The sequence below is a fragment of the Variovorax sp. 160MFSha2.1 genome (genome assembly GCF_048305075.1).
Taxonomy (GTDB): Bacteria; Pseudomonadota; Gammaproteobacteria; order Burkholderiales; family Burkholderiaceae_C; genus Variovorax; species Variovorax guangxiensis.
Genome location: NZ_CP157624.1, coordinates 2,935,461 through 2,951,118, shown reverse-complemented (window position 1 = coordinate 2,951,118; position 15,658 = coordinate 2,935,461). Strand labels below are relative to the sequence as shown.

Below are 15,658 nucleotides of genomic sequence, written 5' to 3'. Positions count from 1 at the left end.
CGGGCGCCCGGTGCCTGTCCCACAACAAGAACCGAGACAAAGGCTTTTCCCCGATGCCCCAAGCCCTGCAGCAAGTCAACACGCCGCTGATCGGCGTTCCCGGCGGCCGCCATCTCCTCGACACCCCCGCCCTGCTGATCGACCTGCCCGCGATGACGCGCAACATCGAACGCATGGCCGCTTTCGCCAGGTCGCGCGGCGTGAACCTGCGCCCGCACGTGAAGACGCACAAGTCGGTCGAGATCGCGCGCCGCCAGGTGGCCGCGGGTGCCATCGGCGTGAGCTGCGTCACGCTGGGCGAGGCGGAAGTGATGGTCCAGGGCGGCATTCCGGGTGTGCTCATCACCTCGCCGGCGGTCACGCCGAGCAAGATCGCGCGGCTCATCAGGCTGGCGCAGCAGGCGCGCCCGGGCGACGTGATGGTGGTGGTCGACAACCCGCAGAACCTCGCCGAGCTTGCGCGCGCCGCGAGCGAACTCACCCATCCGCTGGACGTGCTGGTGGACTACGGCGCGGGCTACAACCGCACCGGCGCCGCCACGCAGGCCAAGGTGCTCGAGCTGGCCGCACTGGCCGCCGCCGAGCCGCGCCTGCGGCTGCGCGGGCTGCAGGCCTATGCGGGCAACCTGCAGCACATCGTGGCGCGCGAGGAGCGCAGCGCGGCGGCCGCCGGCCTGCGCGAGACCGTGGCGGGCATCGTCGCGGCGGCGCGGCGCCAGGGCCTGAACTTCGACATCGTCACCGGCGCGGGCACCGGCACGCACGACCTCGATTCACAGGAAAACGCCTTCACCGAGCTGCAGGCCGGCTCGTACGTGTTCATGGACGCCGAGTACAGCCGCGTGCTGGCCGACGGCGACCGGCCCTCGCCCTTCGAGACATCGCTCTTCGTGCAGACGGCGGTGGTAAGCACGAACGCGGCCGACTGGGTGACGGTGGACGGCGGCACCAAGTGCTTCTCCACCGACAGCGGCGTGCCGCTGGTGGCCAAGGGCGCCGACGCCGCGAGCCGCTACGCCTTCTTCGGCGACGAGCACGGCAAGCTGATGCCGCCAGCGGGCTCGCAAAATTCGCAGGCGCAAAGACCGGCATTGGGCTCGCGTGTGGAGTTCGTCACCCCGCACTGCGATCCGACGGTGAACCTGCACGACGCCTATCACGTGGTCGAAGGCGGCACGCTGGTCGCCATCTGGCCGGTGGACGCGCGCGGCAGGCGATAGAGGCATAAGAAAACTCGAAAAGCGTATTTCACAAGCGCCGTGCCGCGGGGGACAGTCGGGCGCTGTCCCTCTTCTCCCGGGCGTGCCTTTCGGGGCCGCCCTGCCCCATGGAATCCATCCAAGCAACGACGCACCCCGCGGCGCACGCGCCAGGCGCTCAGGCGCCATCCTTCCAGCAGCTTGCCGCCCGCTTTCGTCCTGTCTTCCAGCGCATCGCCGAGCGCTCCACCCAGCGCGAGAACGAACGCGAGCTTGCCTACGAGCCCGTGGCCTGGCTCAACGCCGAGCGCTTCGGCGCGCTGCGCGTGCCCATCGAGCACGGCGGCCTGGGCGGATCGGTGGAGCAGCTCTACGACCTGCTGATCGAGCTCGGCGAGGCCGACTCCAACCTGCCGCAGATCCTGCGCGCGCACTTCGGCTTCATCGAACGGCTCTTCGCCGAGATCGACCCCGCGCTGCACGGCCCGTGGATGCGGCTGGCGGCCGAGGGCGTGATCTTCGGCAACGCCACCACCGAGCTCGGCGAGGGCCCGCTCGGCGAGCTGCGGACCACGCTGCGGCGCGACGGCGATGCCTGGCGGCTAGACGGCGACAAGTCCTACAGCACCGGCACGCTGTACGCCGACTGGATCTCGGTCTCGGCCCAGCGCCTGAACGACGACGGCAGCAGCGACCGCGTGATCGCGCTCGTGCCGGCCGAGGCGCAAGGCGTGGAGCGCGTGGACGACTGGCGCGGCTTCGGCCAGCGGCTGAGCGCATCGGGCACCACGCGCTTTCGCAACGTGCGCGTGAAGCCCGAGAACGTGCTGCTGTACGTGCGCGACCAGCCCACCCCGCTGACTGCGCACTTCCAGCTCTTCCACCTGGCAACGCTCGCGGGCATCGCGCGCGCCATCGTGCGCGACGCGGTGGCCTTCGTGCAGCCGCGCAAGCGCATCTACAGCCATGGCAGCGGCGACACGCCGCGTGAAGACCCGCTGGTGCAGCAGGTCGTCGGACAGCTCGCGAGCACGGCCTTCATCGCGGCATCGACCGTGCAGGCGGTGGCGCGCGGCCTGGACGAGGTCGACCGCTTCCGCCAGCGCGGCGAGGCCGTGCCCGAGAGCCTGCTGTTCGAGGTGGAGCTGAACACCGCCAAGGCGCAGGCCGGCATCGTCGATGCGGTGCTGCAGGCGGGCACGCGTCTCTTCGACGTGGGCGGCGCTTCGGCGCTGCAGGAAGACCGGCGGCTCGACCGGCACTGGCGCAACGCGCGCACACTCGCCTCGCACAACCCGACCATCTACAAGGGGCGCGTGGTGGGCAACCACCTGCTCAACGGGGCGAGGCCGACTTTCTACTGGGCGGTGGGGAGCGCTTAAAGTCTCGGGTTCTCCAACGGACCCGTTTGCTTCATGCGCCGCCTGCTGCCAGCCTCTCTCCTATTGCTCATCGTCAGCTGCGCAACGCCGCAAACCGGCGTGCAGCGTCTCAACGATGGTGTCTTCAGGGCTGCGAGCCAGCAGGAAGCGGAGGCCTATTGCCGTATCGACGGGAACCCGATCCGGTTCCTGACGCAGGCCGACGCACCGACCACGCCGGGCAGCGGCGTGCTCTTCAGGTGCGACTGAAGAAGGATCGAGGGAATTGAAGGCTCTGCGGCGTCTTCAGACGCGCGGGAGCGCCGCAAGGAAGGTGGACACGACGATCGCCGCGGCCCGGTCGAGCTGCAGGATGTCCGCGACGTCGAAGGCGTGCGGCGCCGTGCGTCCACTCGAGCCGAGCGGCTTGCGGATCTCAACAAGGACTTCGGCCGCCAGTTCGCGGTCGCTGCGCGGCCGGCCGTCGGGGTGCATCACCCATTCATCGACTTGATCGAACGGAATGCTTCGGAAGACTCCCACGATGGGGACGTACTTGTAGCGATCCTCGCCCACCAGGATGGGCACGCTGAGGTTACAGAAAAACGTGGTCGTCGACATGCAGGATCGCCGTCGCTAGGCAAAGCGTTCAATTGTTAATGAGTGAGCTGTCTGGAGCCATCCTCCGCAGGAGCTATCAACGGAGGAGACGTGACCTTCTGCACACAAATTGTCTCCATCCGCATGGTTTTGCCCCATAAAACAACCACTTTATTCTTACATAAAGATACACCGAGTGGGATTTTTGATGTTTTCGGCTGTTCCGGCCCGAATTGAAGGGTCGGCCGAACAGAAGGCGCAGATGTAACCGCGCCCGCGCAAGACGGGGGATGCGAGGGTGCGCGAAGAACGGCGTTGGCGGGCTGGGGAATACCCGCCCGGCCGTTCACCCGGCAGCGATGGATTTCACGCGGGGCGCCCCGCCGGCCGTCAACCCGGCGCGCTGAAGCGCGGCGCGCGCCGCTCGATGTTGGCCTTCACGGCCTCGACCTGGTTCGGGCTGCCGATCAGCGCCTTCTGCTCCACCGACTCGGCCCGCAGCAGTTCGGCCGCGCTCTGCGAGAGCGATGCGTTCAGCAGCCGCTTGCCCGCGCGGATCGCGTCCGGGCTCTTGCCGGCAATCTCGTGCGCCATCTGCAGCGCCTCGGCCAGCGGGTCCGCGCTGACGCGGGTGGCGAAGCCCAGGCGCAGCGCCTCCTCGCCCGAGAAGATACGGCCGGTGAAGGTGAGTTCGCGCACCACGTCGCTGCGCGCGAGTTCGCGCATCAGCACCATGCCGGCCATGTCGGGCACCAGGCCCCATTTGATCTCCATCACCGAGAGCTTGGTGTCGGGCGCGACGATGCGGATGTCAGCCCCCAGCGCCACCTGCAGGCCGCCGCCGAAGGCCACGCCGTGCACTGCGGCGATCACTGGCACCGGCACCTCGCGCCAGACCATCGCGACCTGCTGCGCGGCATTCGAGATGCCATGCGTGCGCACCACCAGGTCGGCGCCGGCGGCGCCCTCGCCCAGCACGCTGGCGCCCGCGTCCTGCTGCTGCATGCGTTCGAACGAAGCCATGTCGAGCCCCGCGCAGAAGGCCTTGCCGCGGCCCGAGATCACCACCGCGCGCACCGCCTTGTCTTCACGCAGCGCCTCGCCGGCCTCGATGAGCGCATCGAACATCGCAGGATCGAGCGCGTTCATCTTGTCGGCGCGCGAAAGATGCAGTTCGACCACGCCGTCGGCGTGGCGGGTGCGTTCGATGCGATCGGTCATTCGATGTCTCCTGTGCGGTTGCCGCACCAGTATCGCCGGGCACGGGCTCAGGCGATGATGGCGCCTGTCGCCAACACAACACCGCAAACATCTCCGCCATGCCCCTGGACCGCCGCCACTTTCTCATTCAATCGGGTTCGGCCGCCGCCGTGGTCGCGTTGTTCGGACAGGGCTGCGCCTCGACGTCGGCTCCCGCATCCGCTCGCTCCGGAGAGGCGCTGGGCTTCACCGGCGTACCGGCGTCGCTGCGCGACGGCATCGTGGTGCCTCCCGAATACGAATGGCAGCTGCTCTACCCCTGGGGCACGCCCACCGGCGTCGCGAACCGCATGCCGAGCTTCGCGCCCGACGCGAGCAACAGCGCCGACGACCAGGCCGTGCAGGCCGGCATGCACCACGACGGCATGCACTTCTTCGCGCTCGATGCGAGCGGCGAGCGCGGCCTGCTGGCGATGAACCACGAGTACACCGACGAGCAGCTGCTGCACACCGACGGCGTGAAGGAATGGACCGCCGGAAAGGTCCGCAAGTCGCTGCATGCCATGGGCGTCTCGGTGATCGAGATCCGGCGCACCGACAAGGGCTGGCAGCAGGTGCTGCCCTCGCCCTTCGCACGACGCGTGCACGGCAGCACGCCGATGCGCATTGCAGGCCCCGCCGCAGGCACGCCGCTGATGCGCACCACGGCCGATCCGGCCGGCGACGCTGTCTTCGGCACCTTCGCCAACTGCGCGATGGGCGTCACGCCGTGGGGCACCTACCTCACCTGCGAGGAGAACTTCCACGGCTACTTCGGCGGCCCGAAGGACGCGGCCCGCAACGCCACGCCGGCCCAGCGCCGCTACGGCACGGTGGCCGGCTCGCAGTGGGTCGAGTACTGGCGCTTCGACGAGCGCTTCGACGTGAGCCGCCATCCGAACGAGCCGCACCGCTTCGGCTGGGTGGTCGAGATCGACCCGTTCGACCCGACGGCCACGCCCGTCAAGCGCACCGCGCTGGGCCGCAAGCGCCAGGAAAGCGCCACCTGCACCGTCGCGAAGGACGGCCGCCTGGTGGTCTACATGGGCGACGACTCGCGCTTCGAATACATCTACAAGTTCGTCAGCCGCGACAAGGTGCGCCCCGGCACCGACGCTGCCGCGCGAGCGGCCAACCGCCACCTGCTCGACGAAGGCACGCTCTATGCCGCGCGCTACGACGCCGGCGGCCGCGGCCAGTGGCTCGAGCTCACGCACGGACGCAACGGCCTGGACGCGGCCAACGGCTTCGCCGACCAGGCGGAGGTGCTGATCCACGCGCGGCTGGCGGGCGACCAGGTCGGCGCCACGAAGATGGACCGCCCCGAATGGATCGCCATCCATCCGCAAAGCGGCGAGGTCTACGTCACGCTCACCAACAACAGCCAGCGCGGCGACGCCGGCAAGCCCGCTCCCGATGCGGCCAACCCGCGTGCCAACAACCTCTTCGGCGGCATCCTGCGCTGGCGCGAGGACGCGGGCGATGCCGCCGCCACGGGCTTCGCCTGGGACCACTTCGCGCTGGCGGGCGACCCCGCGCAACCCGGCAGCGGCGCGCGCTACCCCTCGGCCAGCGCCGACGCCTTCGGCGCCCCCGATGGCCTGCACTTCGACCGCGGCGGCCTGCTCTGGATCCAGACCGACATGAGCGGCCAGGTGATCGGCAAGCCGCCCTACACCGCGCTGGGCAACAACCAGATGCTGTGCGCCGACCCGGCCTCGGGCCGCATCAAGCGCTTCCTGACCGGACCCAACGGCTGCGAGATCACAGGCTGCGTGGTCACGCCCGACCGCCGCACGCTGTTCGTCAACATCCAGCACCCGGGCGAGGCACGCGACGACGGCGACACAAAACCCAACAGCGCCTGGCCCGACGGCACCACGCCGGGCAGCGCCCGGCCGCGCTCGGCGACGCTGGCGATACGGCGGCGCGACGGCGGTATCGTCGGCACCTGAGACAAGCACCAGCAGAGAAAAGGGAAACCCACCATGAGCATCCGCATCGTCCGCCTCGGCACTCCCCGCGCTCCCGGCGAAGGCTTGCGCGTCGGCACCGTGCGCCGTCCGCCGCGCGGCGTTCCGAAGACCGAGTTCGCTTCGCAGGACTGGTACGACGTGTGGTATCCCAACCTCGCGCCCTCCGTCGAGGCGATGAAGCAGGCACAGGAAGCCCAGAAAGAGGAATCGCCCGCGCAGTGGAACGCCTTCGTGCGCAAGTTCAAGTCCGAGATGGCCGAGCCCGATGCGAGCCGCAGCCTCGACCTGCTGGCCGCGCTGTCGCACGGCGCATCACTCTCGGTGGGCTGCTACTGCGAGGAGGAATCGCGCTGCCACCGCTCGGTGCTGCGCAGCCTGCTCGCGGAGCGCGGCGCGAAGATCGCCGACTGATTCCGCTCAGACCATCGGCGCGCCGACGAAAACCGGCAGCCGCTCTGCCTGCGCGGAGTACGCGGCAAGCATCGGGAAGTCGTTCGGCGAAATCGCATCGGGCGTCATCAACTGCGTGAACGCCCAGGCCACGGCCGTCGAAATGCCCGCCTGCGTCATCGTCTCTTCGCTGGCCGACAGGGGCTCGGCAGCGAGCTCCCCTTCGAGCGCCGAATACGCTGCGGCGAGCTGGCCCTGCACACGGTCCATCCACGGCTGGTGCAGCTTCTCGGCCGGACGCAGTTTGCGCTCGTAGACGATCTGCACCGTCTTCTCGCACGCCGCGAGCGCGAGCCCGGTGAGGCGCAGTTCGCGCAGCCGCTGTGGCAGATCCGCCGGCAGCAGGCTGCGCCCGCTGAGAGCCTGGGCGTAGTCGATGATGAGCGTCGAATCCATCAGCACCGAGCCGTCGTCGCAGACCAGCGTGGGCGCCTTGACCACCGGGTTGATGGCGCTGAACTGCTCGAAGGTGCTGAAGACGGAGATCGAGCGGTGTTCGAAGGGAATGCCGAGCAGGCGCAGCGAGATGGCGGTGCGCCGCACGTAGGGCGAGTCGAGCATGCCGACGAGTTGCATTGGGTGTTCTCCTGAAAGACGGGCCTCACGATAGCGGCGCCGCCACGATCGTTGAATGGCAATCCATCGAAAATCGCGCTCGCGGACCGATCAAACATCGGCCGCGCCCCTCCCCACCGACCTCTTCCATGAACATCGACAAGAAAGACCGCCTGATCCTCGAAGCGCTGCAGACCGACGCGCGCCAGAGCCTGGCCGCCATCGGCAAGCGCATCGGCCTGTCGCAGCCGGCGATGAGCGAGCGTGTGCGCAAGCTGGAAGAGGCCGGCGTGATCGAGGGCTACGGCGCGCGCGTCAACCTGCGCGCGCTGGGCGTGGGGCTGCAGGCCATCATCCGCATCGACACCACGCATGCGGGCATCGCCAGGTACCTGAAGCTGTTCGAGGCCATGCCCGAGGTGCTGAGCGCCGACCGCGTGACCGGCGAAGACTGCTTCTTCGTGCGCTGCGCGATCGCCGAGCCGGCCGACCTGGAGCGCGTGGTGGACGCGCTGGCGGTCGATGGATCGGTGACGACTTCGCTGGTGCTGTCGAGCCCGGTGAACAAGCGGGTCACCGTGCACGCGGCCAGGCCGCCGAAGAAATAGGCGATAGACGGCAGCCTTCAGCGCTGCGCCTTGTCCTTCTGGTTCTGCGCCTCGATGCGTTCGCGCGCGGCCAGCCAGTCGGCGTCGCTCCACTGGCGCAGCTCGTAGAAGTTGCCACCGGTGGCCAGCGCGTTGCCGCCGTCCATCATGATGCTCTGGCCGGTGAGCCAGTCGCACTGGCCCGGCGCCATCAGGAAGGAAGCGAGGTTCTGCAGCTCGCTCATGCGGCCGGTGCGCGCCATCGGGTTGTTCTGCTTGCTGCGCGCGCCGGGCTCCTCGCCGGGGTTCAGGCGCTTGCTCATGCCTTCGGTCGGAATCTCGCCGGGGCCGACCGCATTCAGGCGAATGCCGTGGCGCGCCCATTCGACCGCGAGCGACTTGGTCATGACCTCGATGCCGGCCTTGCTCATGGCCGAGGGCACCACATAGGGGCTGCCGTTGTCGACCCAGGTGACGATGATGCTCATCACGCTGCGGAAGGCGTCGCCCTGCTTCCACTCGCCCGACTTCGCCTGCGCCACCCAGCGCTTGCCCACCGCCTGCGTCACGTAGAAGCTGCCGTGGAACACGATGTTGGCGATGGCGTCGAAGGCGCGCGGCGAGAGGGCCTCGGTGGGCGAGACGAAGTTGCCCGCGGCGTTGTTCACCAGCCCCGTGAGGCCGCCGCTCTGGAACAGGCTCTCGACCATCTCGTCGACCTGCTGGGCGATGCGGATGTCCACGCCGAAGGTGTCGATGCGCCGCTGCGGAAACTGCTTGCGCCACTCGGCCGCCGTCTCCTCGCAGACCGACTGGCGACGGCCGCAGATGGCCACGTCGGCGCCGAGGCTCAGGAAGCGCTCGGCCATCGCCCGGCCGAGGCCGGTGCCGCCGCCGGTCACCAGGATGCGCTGGCCGCTCATGAGGGAAGTCTCGAACATCAATCGTCTCCTTCGTCGATGAGAGGCGGCACGCGCCGCCACCGGCACATGCTACGCGTGCCGTGCTTTCGCGGCTTGCGTGAGGTGGCTCCGCCCCTCGGGCGAGAATGCGCGAAACGATTCTTCCGGAGACGACGACCGATGCCGAGCCCCGCCGACGATCAAGCCTTCGCACCGCTGGAGGGCGTTCGCGTCCTCAGCCTCGCGCTGAACCTGCCCGGGCCCGCCGCGCTGCTGCGCTGCCGCCGAATGGGCGCCACCTGCCTGAAGCTGGAGCCGCCGGGCGGCGATCCGATGGGGCTCTACAACCGCCCGGCCTACGCCGCGCTGCACGAGGGCATCGAGATCCGCGCCCTCGACCTGAAGACCGAGGCCGGCCAGCAGCAGCTGCACGCCGAGCTTGCCTCCACCGACGTGCTGCTCACCTCGTTCCGCCCCTCGGCGCTCGCCAAGCTCAAGCTCGACTGGGCCACGCTGCAGGCGCGCCATCCCTCGCTGTCGCAGGTGGCCATCGTCGGCGCGCCGGGCGAGCGCGCCGAGGAGCCGGGCCACGACCTGACCTACCTCGCCGAAAGCGGCCTCGTCACCGGCACCGAACTGCCGCCCACGCTCTACGCCGACATGGGCGGCGCCCTGCTCGCCAGCGAGGCGGTGCTCAAGGCCATGCTGCTGCGCTCGCGAAAGGCGGGCGGCGTGTACCTGGAGGTTGCACTGAACGCCTCGGCCGACTGGCTCGCCCTGCCGCGCACCTGGGGCCTGACGCAGCCTTCGGGCACGGTCGGCGGCGCGCATGCGGGCTACCGCGTCTATCCCTGCGCCGACGGCCGCGTGGCGATGGCGGCGCTGGAGCCGCATTTCGCGAAGCGGCTCTGCGAGGCCGCGCAGATCGCCTCGCGCGACATGCTGGCGCCGGCCACGCGCGAGGCGCTGGCGGCCTGGCTGCTGACGCGCACACGTGCCGAACTCGAAGCCATGAGCCGCGAGCGCGACGTGCCGCTGCTCACGCTGGCTGACTGATCCGGCAGATCGGGCTCAGCGGGCGGCGCCGTCGCGCTGCCGGTCTTCGCGCTTGAGCGCGAGATACGTGTCCAGATCGATCTCGTGCAGCTGGCGCGGGTACTGCTCGGCACCCGCGAACCATCGGCGCTGGCGGCGCTCGGCCTGGTCCGGCCCCGGCGCCGAGAGGTAGGCGTCGAGCGTCAGGAAGTAGCGCATCGCATTGCGCTCCACCAGCCCGCGCAGGCCGCGGATGTAGTCGGGCTGGCCCTCGGGCGTCTTGCCGACCACGGTGAAGCCCACCTTGTCGCTGCCGAAGGTCGCCAGGTAGGCCATGGTGCCCAGCCGCACCATCGTGTTGTGGTCGTAGCTGTAGCTGAAGTGCAGGAAGCTCTTGCGCTCGTCGAGCGCTACCGCCTCGAGCGTCACTCGGTAGTTGCTGGTGCCTAGCGGGCCGCTTTCGGCGGAAAGCTCCACCAGCAGGTGATCGGGCGAATTGCCGCTGACCCGGTAGACGAAGGGCAGCTCGAAGGCCTGGTCGACAGGCTTGTCGTAGCGCCGCACCACATAGAGCGTGAGCATCTCGCTTCCCTGAGGGCCGCTGGCGACGCTGCAGCGCCGGTTGTTGACGTGCAGGGTCAGCACCTCGCACCAATGCGCGGAGCCTTTGAGTGCGGTGCTGATCTCGGCGAGCGGATGCTCGACCACGGCGTAGACGTCGCCCTGGAGGCCGTCCGCCGTCTCCATGGAATCGAGCTGCACGGGCCGGCCGAAGCTGCTGCGGTTCAGCTTGTCGCTCAGGCGCTGGTAGGTGGCGCGCAGCGCCTGGGCGGAAGAGTTCTCCGCCGGGGCCGCGAACGAAGACTGCATCGGGCAGGCCGCGAAAAGCAGCAGCGCCGCAGCAGCCAGGATGCGTGTCCATGGAGCCGGCGGGTGGGGCGAACTGCTCACGGTGCTCATGGTGCTGCTCATGGGGCCACACCATACAACGGACCGCCCCGCCCTCGCCTTCAGTCGGACTGCGCCGGCTTGCTGCGCCGCACCAGCAGCAGCATCGCGCCGGCCAGCAGCAAGGCCCCGGCCCACTGGCGCGGCGTCATCGCCTGCGAGAACAGTGCCGCCGCCAGCAAGGCTGCCACCAGCGGCTCGATCAGCGTGCCGACCACCGCCGCCGTCGGCGACAGGCGCCGCGCGCCCCAGGCGAAGGCCAGGTAGGCCACCGAGGTCGTCACCACGCCCGTGTAGCCCACGCCCAGCCATTGAGCGCCGCCGGACGGCCAGGTGATGCCCGAAGGCAGCGCCACGGCCAGCATGCAGAACGCCGCGGCCGTCATCCCCCAGGCCGAGGCCGTGACGGCCGGCACCCGCGCCGGCATGCGCGCGTTGCCCAGCACCACCATCGCGTAGCAGAAAGCAGAGCCCAGCGACCAGGCGACGCCGGCCGCATGCCCCGGGGCCAGCGGGCCCCATCCTCCGGCGAGCATCACCAGCAGCAGCACGCCGGCCAGCGCGAGCAGCAGGCCGGCGATCAGCCTGCGGCCGAGGCGCTCATAGCCCCGCATCACCGACACCAGCGTGACGATCACCGGCGCGCAGCAGATCGAGATGACGGTTGGCAGCGCCGCCCCCAGGTGCACGATGCCGGCGAACCAGCAGCTCACGTTGAGCGCCATTGCGGCGCCCGTGGCGAGCATCTGCGACCGCTCCCGGCTGCTCAGATCGGCCCAGCCGGCACCGGGCATCGCCGGCGCCCGCCAATGTAGCCACCACAGCAACGGCAGCCCGAGGGCGAAGCGCGCCAGCGACAGGCTCTGCGGCGCGATGCCGCCATCGATCAGGAATTGCGCCACCAGCGCACCACCGCCCCAGAGGGCGCCAGCCAGCAGCACGCCGCCCCAGGCCAGGGCGGCAGACGTTCTTGCGTTCATTGATGAAAGTTCTTTCTCCATGACGCCCCGCCATGGCCGGTCGCTTCAGGACCGGGGTTCAGGCAGCGGGCGTGACCATCCGAGCCGCCGGCCGGCCGAGGAGGCACGGGGCTGGCGGCAACCGCTTGGGTCTGAGCGCGAGGCGCGCTTCAGCAGCGGACGACGGACGGGGGAGAAAGATGGCGGACCATGTCGCGTATCTTATGCGTCCAAGACTTTTTCAAGGAACAGCACATGCCACTCGTGCGGATCGAGCTTTCCAGCGACAGCCCCGAAACCCTGGGCCCGGCCATCGGGGACCTCGTCTACCAGGCCATGCGGGACACCATCAACGTGCCGGAGCACGACAAGTTCCAGGTCATCACGCGGCATGCCCCGCACGAACTGGTGCATCCGGCGAGCTACCTCGGCGTGACGTATTCGCCGGGCTTCGTGCTGATCCAGATCACGCTGAACCAGGGGCGCACCACCGAGATGAAGAAGGCCTTCTACAGGCGCGTGGCCGACGACCTGCACGGCCAGCTGGGCATCCGGCGCGAGGACGTGTTCATCAACCTTGTCGAGGTGGCGAAGGAGAACTGGTCCTTCGGCAATGGGGAGATGCAGTACGCATAGCGGCGAGAATCCCGGCGATGAAACGCCAGGGCACGCTCGTTCGATGGGAGAAGGACCGGGGCTTCGGCTTCATCCGCTGTCCCGAAATCTCCGCCGACGTGTTCGTGCACCTGCGCGACTTCTCGGAACGTGGCACTGCGCCGCAGGTCGGCATGCGGCTGGATTTCGAGGAGATCCATGTGGGCGGCAAGGGGCCGCGCGCGGTGGTGGTCCGAGCAGCCGGAGCACAGCAGCAGCGCCCGCAACGACGCCAGCAGCAGCAACCGCAACGTCGCTCTCCCCGTTCAGCCTCGTCCTCGCTGCCGATGGCGCTGCTGCTCGTCGGGTACGCCGCGCTGCTCGGCTACGGCGTGTGGACCGGGCGAATCCCGCCGATCGCGCTCGGCGTGTTGCTGCTGCTCAGCCTGCTGACCTTCTTCGTCTACGGCTTCGACAAGAACGCGGCTCAGGCGGGCCGCTGGCGTACTGAGGAGAACACCTTGCACCTGCTATCGCTGGCCGGCGGCTGGCCAGGCGCGTGGATCGCGCAGCGGCTGTTCCGCCACAAGGTGAGCAAGACAAACTTCATGGCCGTCTACTGGGCCACCGTGCTGGCGCACTTGGCGGCCGTCGGAGCCTGGGTCGGCAAGCTCGTGCCGGCGCTGTAGGCGCCGCTCAGCGCGGCTTGCGGATGTTGCCGCGCACCGGGCCGGCCGATTTGCGCGTGGCTGGCCCCGAACCCGAACCGTTGTCGCGCGGCGGCAGGCCGGTGTGCTGCGTGAGGATGCGGCCCTTGGAGGGCTTCACCGGTGCCAGCTTGACCGGTGCGGCCTTGGCGGTTGCCGGAGCCGCCGTCGAGTTCTTGCGCCGCGCGCTGGTGTAGCCGCCATCGGTCAGCGGCTGCCAGGTCGGGATGAGGTGGTGCTTGCCGTTGCCGATCAGGTCGGCGCGGCCCATGCTCTTGAGGGCCTCGCGCAGCAGCGGCCAGTTGTTGGCGTCGTGGTACCGCAGGAAGGCCTTGTGCAGGCGGCGGCGCTTGTCGCCGCGCACGATGTCCACCGTCTCGCTCTCGCGCGTGATCTTGCGCAGCGGGTTGCGGTTGGAGTGGTACATCGCGGTGGCCGTGGCCATCGGGCTCGGGTAGAAGGTCTGCACCTGGTCGGCGCGGAAGCCGTTCTTCTTGAGCCAGATCGCGAGGTTCATCATGTCCTCGTCGCTGGTGCCCGGATGCGCGGCGATGAAGTACGGGATGAGGTACTGCTTCTTGCCCGCCTCGGCCGAGTACTTCTCGAACATCTGCTTGAACTTGTCGTAGCTGCCGATGCCGGGCTTCATCATCTTCGTGAGCGGGCCCTGCTCGGTGTGCTCGGGCGCGATCTTGAGATAGCCGCCGACGTGGTGCTGCACCAGCTCCTTCACGTACTCGGGCGACTGCACGGCCAGGTCGTAGCGCAGGCCGGAGCCGATCAGGATCTTCTTGATGCCCCTGAGCGCGCGCGCCCGGCGGTAGATCTTGATGAGCGGGTCGTGGTTGGTGTTGAGGTTCTGGCAGATGCCCGGGTACACGCAGCTCGGCTTGCGGCAGGCGGCCTCGATCTCGGGCGACTTGCAGCCGATGCGGTACATGTTGGCCGTGGGGCCGCCGAGGTCGGAGATGGTGCCGGTGAAGCCCTTCACCGAGTCGCGGATGGCCTCGACCTCCTTGATGATCGAGTCTTCCGAGCGGCTCTGGATGATGCGGCCCTCGTGCTCGGTGATCGAGCAGAAGGTGCAGCCGCCGAAGCAGCCGCGCATGATGTTCACGCTGAAGCGGATCATTTCCCACGCGGGGATCTTGGTCGCGCCGTCGTGGCTGCCGTTCTCGTCGGCGTAGCGCGGATGCGGGCTGCGCGCGTACGGCAGGTCGAACACGTGGTCCATCTCGGCCGTGGTCAGCGGAATGGGCGGCGGGTTGATCCACACGTCGCGCGCCGTGGTGCCTTCGCCGTGCGCCTGCACCAGCGCGCGGGCGTTGCCGGGGTTGGTCTCCAGGTGCAGCACGCGGTTGGCGTGCGCATAGAGCACCGGGTCGCTGCGCACCTGCTCGTACGAAGGCAGGCGGATCACCGAGCGCTCGCGCGGCGGCACCTTGGTCTTGCCCTTGCCCTGCAGCGCGGGGTTCGGCACGAAGTTCAGCGGCTTGATGGCGGGGTTGACGGCCGGAGAGCCCGCAGCCTCGGCTGCCTTCGCGACTGCCTCGGCCTCGTCTTCCTTCACACAGGTAGCGCCGTTGGCCTTGGCCTGGTCGGACACCATCAGGTACGGATTGACATGCGCCTCGACGCGGCCGGGCTCGTCGACGCTGGTGGAGTCGATCTCGAACCAGCCCTCAGGCGTTTCGCGGCGCACGAAGGCGGTGCCGCGCACGTCGGTGATCTGCTGCACCAGCTCCTTGGCCGCCAGGCGGTGCGCGATCTCGACGATGGCGCGCTCGGCGTTGCCGTACAGCAGCAGGTCGCACTTGGCGTCGACCACGATGGAGCGGCGCACCTTGTCCGACCAGTAGTCGTAGTGGGCGATGCGGCGCAGCGAGCCTTCGATGCCGCCGAGGATGATCGGCACGTCGTTCCAGGCTTCCTTGCAGCGCTGCGAATACACGATGGCCGCACGGTCGGGGCGAGCGCCGCCGACGTCGCCGGGCGTGTAGGCATCGTCGCTGCGGATCTTCCGGTCGGCCGTGTAGCGGTTGATCATCGAATCCATGTTGCCGGCGGTGACGCCGAAGAACAGGTTCGGCTTGCCCAGCGCCTTGAAAGGCTCGGCGCTCTGCCAGTCGGGCTGCGCGATGATGCCCACGCGGAAGCCCTGCGCCTCCAGCATGCGGCCGATGACCGACATGCCGAAGCTGGGGTGGTCGACGTAGGCGTCGCCCGTGACGACGATGATGTCGCAGCTGTCCCAGCCGAGCGCTTCCATCTCCTTGCGCGAGGTCGGCAGGAATTTCGCCGTGCCGAAACGCGCCGCCCAGTACTTGCGGTAGCTGGTCAGCGGCTTGGCGGCACGCGCGAAGAAGGAGACGTCGACGGGAGCGTTCATCGGTGGGAGTTGACAGCGCCGCAGGAGCGCCGTTGTGGGCAACCCTCGATTTTAGGGTTTTCCACCATGCCTGTCGCCCCGTGTGACCTGTGACCGGATTTTCCCGAAGGACTCATGCCCCGGCAATTTGATTGCCAAAGTCAAATAACTGAATGAC

The 15,658-nt window shown here is 68.9% G+C and carries 16 protein-coding genes; 9 read left to right on the top strand and 7 right to left on the bottom strand.

What is annotated here, in order from left to right; translation table 11 throughout:
- The first annotated feature begins 53 nt into the window (after positions 1-53).
- The 3 genes from ABL838_RS13265 to ABL838_RS13255 all read left to right on the top strand — a co-directional run bounded on the left by ABL838_RS13265 (position 54) and on the right by ABL838_RS13255 (position 2,830).
- Positions 54-1,220 (top strand): DSD1 family PLP-dependent enzyme, encoded by a 1,167-nt coding sequence (locus ABL838_RS13265; protein ID WP_418125591.1) that lies wholly within the window; start codon positions 54-56, stop codon positions 1,218-1,220.
- 107 nt (positions 1,221-1,327) lie between these two features.
- Positions 1,328-2,581, top strand: coding sequence for an acyl-CoA dehydrogenase family protein (locus tag ABL838_RS13260; protein ID WP_418125590.1), 1,254 nt, complete (start codon positions 1,328-1,330; stop codon positions 2,579-2,581).
- 33 nt (positions 2,582-2,614) lie between these two features.
- Positions 2,615-2,830 (top strand): hypothetical protein, encoded by a 216-nt coding sequence (locus ABL838_RS13255; RefSeq protein ID WP_184638519.1) that lies wholly within the window; start codon positions 2,615-2,617, stop codon positions 2,828-2,830.
- Positions 2,831-2,866: 36 nt separating this feature from the next.
- Here the strand turns inward: ABL838_RS13255 and ABL838_RS13250 are convergent, their stop codons facing one another.
- Entirely contained in the window at positions 2,867-3,181 is a 315-nt protein-coding gene (locus ABL838_RS13250) for a hypothetical protein (protein WP_019653070.1), read from the bottom strand.
- 369 nt (positions 3,182-3,550) lie between these two features.
- Positions 3,551-4,381, bottom strand: coding sequence for a crotonase/enoyl-CoA hydratase family protein (locus ABL838_RS13245; protein ID WP_418125589.1), 831 nt, complete (start codon positions 4,379-4,381; stop codon positions 3,551-3,553).
- 98 nt (positions 4,382-4,479) lie between these two features.
- Here ABL838_RS13245 and ABL838_RS13240 point away from each other — a divergent pair, with 98 nt between their 5' ends.
- The gene (locus tag ABL838_RS13240; RefSeq protein WP_418125588.1) at positions 4,480-6,354 is read left to right on the top strand and encodes a PhoX family protein; all 1,875 of its coding nucleotides are present in this window, start codon (positions 4,480-4,482) and stop codon (positions 6,352-6,354) included.
- Between the two features lie 33 nt (positions 6,355-6,387).
- Positions 6,388-6,786 carry a DUF488 domain-containing protein gene (locus tag ABL838_RS13235; RefSeq protein ID WP_418125587.1) on the top strand — a complete coding sequence of 133 codons (399 nt, stop codon included), beginning with the start codon at positions 6,388-6,390 and terminating at the stop codon, positions 6,784-6,786.
- 6 nt (positions 6,787-6,792) lie between these two features.
- Here ABL838_RS13235 and ABL838_RS13230 read toward each other — a convergent pair whose 3' ends face one another.
- The gene (locus ABL838_RS13230; RefSeq protein ID WP_418125586.1) at positions 6,793-7,401 is read right to left on the bottom strand and encodes a glutathione S-transferase; all 609 of its coding nucleotides are present in this window, start codon (positions 7,399-7,401) and stop codon (positions 6,793-6,795) included.
- A 128-nt stretch (positions 7,402-7,529) separates the two neighbouring features.
- Here ABL838_RS13230 and ABL838_RS13225 point away from each other — a divergent pair, with 128 nt between their 5' ends.
- Entirely contained in the window at positions 7,530-7,988 is a 459-nt protein-coding gene (locus ABL838_RS13225) for an Lrp/AsnC family transcriptional regulator (protein WP_418125585.1), read from the top strand.
- A gap of 17 nt (positions 7,989-8,005) precedes the next feature.
- On the opposite strand, the gene ABL838_RS13220 is transcribed toward ABL838_RS13225, so the two are convergent.
- Entirely contained in the window at positions 8,006-8,908 is a 903-nt protein-coding gene (locus ABL838_RS13220; RefSeq protein ID WP_176668895.1) for an SDR family oxidoreductase, read from the bottom strand.
- 141 nt (positions 8,909-9,049) lie between these two features.
- Here ABL838_RS13220 and ABL838_RS13215 point away from each other — a divergent pair, with 141 nt between their 5' ends.
- Positions 9,050-9,925, top strand: a complete 876-nt coding sequence (locus tag ABL838_RS13215; RefSeq protein ID WP_418125584.1) for a CoA transferase — start codon at positions 9,050-9,052, stop codon at positions 9,923-9,925.
- 15 nt (positions 9,926-9,940) lie between these two features.
- Here the strand turns inward: ABL838_RS13215 and ABL838_RS13210 are convergent, their stop codons facing one another.
- Together ABL838_RS13210 and ABL838_RS13205 are read right to left on the bottom strand one after the other, a co-directional pair.
- Positions 9,941-10,876, bottom strand: coding sequence for a hypothetical protein (locus tag ABL838_RS13210; RefSeq protein ID WP_369658442.1), 936 nt, complete (start codon positions 10,874-10,876; stop codon positions 9,941-9,943).
- A gap of 38 nt (positions 10,877-10,914) precedes the next feature.
- A complete protein-coding gene (locus ABL838_RS13205; protein WP_418125583.1) occupies positions 10,915-11,832 on the bottom strand; it encodes a DMT family transporter in 918 nt (305 codons plus the stop codon).
- Between the two features lie 234 nt (positions 11,833-12,066).
- Here ABL838_RS13205 and ABL838_RS13200 point away from each other — a divergent pair, with 234 nt between their 5' ends.
- Both ABL838_RS13200 and ABL838_RS13195 read left to right on the top strand, forming a co-directional pair.
- Positions 12,067-12,447: a tautomerase family protein gene (locus ABL838_RS13200; protein WP_126018897.1), complete on the top strand. Its 381-nt coding sequence runs from the start codon at positions 12,067-12,069 to the stop codon at positions 12,445-12,447.
- Between the two features lie 17 nt (positions 12,448-12,464).
- A complete protein-coding gene (locus ABL838_RS13195) occupies positions 12,465-13,094 on the top strand; it encodes a DUF1294 domain-containing protein (protein ID WP_418125582.1) in 630 nt (209 codons plus the stop codon).
- Positions 13,095-13,101: 7 nt separating this feature from the next.
- On the opposite strand, the gene ABL838_RS13190 is transcribed toward ABL838_RS13195, so the two are convergent.
- Positions 13,102-15,501 (bottom strand): YgiQ family radical SAM protein, encoded by a 2,400-nt coding sequence (locus ABL838_RS13190; protein WP_418125581.1) that lies wholly within the window; start codon positions 15,499-15,501, stop codon positions 13,102-13,104.
- Positions 15,502-15,658: the final 157 nt, after the last annotated feature.